Genomic DNA, 1,674 nt, shown 5'->3' with positions numbered 1-1,674 from the left:
TACGAGGCGGCGTACGAGGCGATGTGCCGGTTTCAGGCCGACCGGAACCTCGTGGCGCACGAGCTGCACGGGTTGTGGTGTGCGGCGCGGAAGGCAACAGAGCCGGACCTGGTGGGGGTGGTGGACGGCCGCGACTGGTAGCCCCCAGACGCGACGAAGGGGCCCCACCAGCTGGTGGGGCCCCTCGTTTTGCGTCCGGCCGGTACGGTGCCCGGCATGACGCTCCCCCTCGACCCGCGCGACGACCAGGCGCGCATCCCCCAGCAGCCCCCCGCCGACCGATCCTGGATCGAGATGGAGGGCCCCGAGCAGCGCGCGGAGGCGAAGCGGCGGCGCCGCTGGTGGATCCCCGCCGTGGTGGTCGGCGTCCTGGCCGCCGGCGGCGGGACCGCGTACGCGCTGATCCCCACCGACGAGGACCGTGCGGTCGACCGGTGCCAGCAGTCCGTCACCGCGAAGCTGAAGTCGCCGTCGACGGCCAGTTACGGCGAGAAGACCACGGTGGTCGTCGAGCGCGGCGATTTCGCCACCTACTACAAGGTGTTCGGGACGGTCGACGCGCAGAACGCATTCGGGGCGACGATCCGGGGCGTCTACCGGTGCGAGGTGAACCGGGAGCGCGACGGCAGCTGGCTGGTGACGTCGACGACGCTGGCCTAGCGTTGACGCTGGTGTATACCGTGAACCCAGACCCCCGGCCAGCGAAAGTGAAGAGGCGTTGGCCGGGGGTCGCCTTCCACCAAGGAGTAAACCCATGGAGATCCTGCTCGCCGGCCTGATGGCCCTCGTCCCGGCCGCCGCCGCACCGCAGGCCACCGCCACCGACGTCGGCGCCGGCACGACCGCCCGGACCAGCTACCACGCCTTCCAGGCCCTGCGAACCTGCAAGACGGTCACGGGCGCCGGCGGTCACACCACCACGATCTGCGCGTCGCAGGCCCCGCGGAACTGCAAGACCATCACCGCGTCCGGCGGCCGGACGTACACGATCTGCCTGTCGACGTCGCGGTCCTGACCCGGACAGCACGAAGCGCCCCTCCCTGCGGCCCGAATCGGGCACGCGAGGAGGGGCGCAGTCGTGTGCGGGGTTGGTCAGGCCCAGCCGCCGGTGAGGAAGTGCACGGACAGCCAGGCCATGAAGCCGAGCAGTAGCACCCGCCGCAGTTGCGTCCACCCCGTGCGGGGCCGCTCGGGCTGGCCGGGCCGGCGGCGTTGGGTGCCGAACCACGCCCAGACGTGCTCGGAGAGGGTGTCGCCGGGCTTGGAGTTGAACAGGGCCATGCCCTCGACCAGCAGGAACCAGCCGAACCAGGCGAGCCAGCCCCACGTCCAGGCGCTCACCGGACGGTGACAGCCTTCGGCCGGTCGTCCACCAGCGACGGGGATCCGGCCGGCCCGCCGACCTTCCCGGCGACGATGGATGCGACCAGCGACGCGGCGGCGGCGCCCAGGGCGAGGGTCGCGGCGTCACGCCAGCCGATGTGGCGTACCTCGACGCCGACGGCTTCGCCGGCGTTGGGGACGCCGAGGACAGCGGCGAGGGTCCAGGCGGCGGCGCGTACGGCACGCTCCAGGGCGCCGGCCCAGAACTCGCGGGTGCGCAGGTACGAGGTTTCCACGATGCTCCTAGGGTGAGGGTGGCTACAGGTGGCGGCCGTTGATGGTGCCGCCCGG

4 protein-coding genes are annotated in these 1,674 nt (G+C 72.3%); 2 read left to right on the top strand and 2 right to left on the bottom strand.

Features of this window, described 5'->3' with window-relative positions:
• Positions 1-216 precede the first annotated feature (216 nt).
• Together VIU94_RS06445 and VIU94_RS06440 are read left to right on the top strand one after the other, a co-directional pair.
• Positions 217-660: a hypothetical protein gene (locus tag VIU94_RS06445; RefSeq protein WP_331908485.1), complete on the top strand. Its 444-nt coding sequence runs from the start codon at positions 217-219 to the stop codon at positions 658-660.
• Positions 661-754: 94 nt separating this feature from the next.
• Positions 755-1,015: a hypothetical protein gene (locus VIU94_RS06440; protein ID WP_331908483.1), complete on the top strand. Its 261-nt coding sequence runs from the start codon at positions 755-757 to the stop codon at positions 1,013-1,015.
• 77 nt (positions 1,016-1,092) lie between these two features.
• Here VIU94_RS06440 and VIU94_RS06435 read toward each other — a convergent pair whose 3' ends face one another.
• Positions 1,093-1,341 carry a hypothetical protein gene (locus VIU94_RS06435; protein WP_331908481.1) on the bottom strand — a complete coding sequence of 83 codons (249 nt, stop codon included), beginning with the start codon at positions 1,339-1,341 and terminating at the stop codon, positions 1,093-1,095.
• Positions 1,338-1,619, bottom strand: a complete 282-nt coding sequence (locus VIU94_RS06430; protein WP_331908479.1) for a holin — start codon at positions 1,617-1,619, stop codon at positions 1,338-1,340. The genes VIU94_RS06435 and VIU94_RS06430 overlap by 4 nt, the downstream gene beginning before the upstream one ends.
• Between the last annotated feature and the right edge of the window lie 55 nt (positions 1,620-1,674).

Source organism: Streptomyces sp. (genome assembly GCF_036566765.1).
Lineage (GTDB): Bacteria > Actinomycetota > Actinomycetes > Streptomycetales > Streptomycetaceae > Streptomyces.
Note: the sequence above shows the minus strand (reverse complement) of the source record. Positions and strands in the feature narration are given on the sequence as shown.

Bases quoted from the DNA above. Each gene is read 5' to 3' on its own strand.
- VIU94_RS06445 (WP_331908485.1), top strand. From the start codon at position 217: ATGACGCTCCCCCTCGACCCGCGCGACGACCAGGCGCGCATCCCCCAG.
- VIU94_RS06440 (WP_331908483.1), top strand. From the start codon at position 755: ATGGAGATCCTGCTCGCCGGCCTGATGGCCCTCGTCCCGGCCGCCGCC.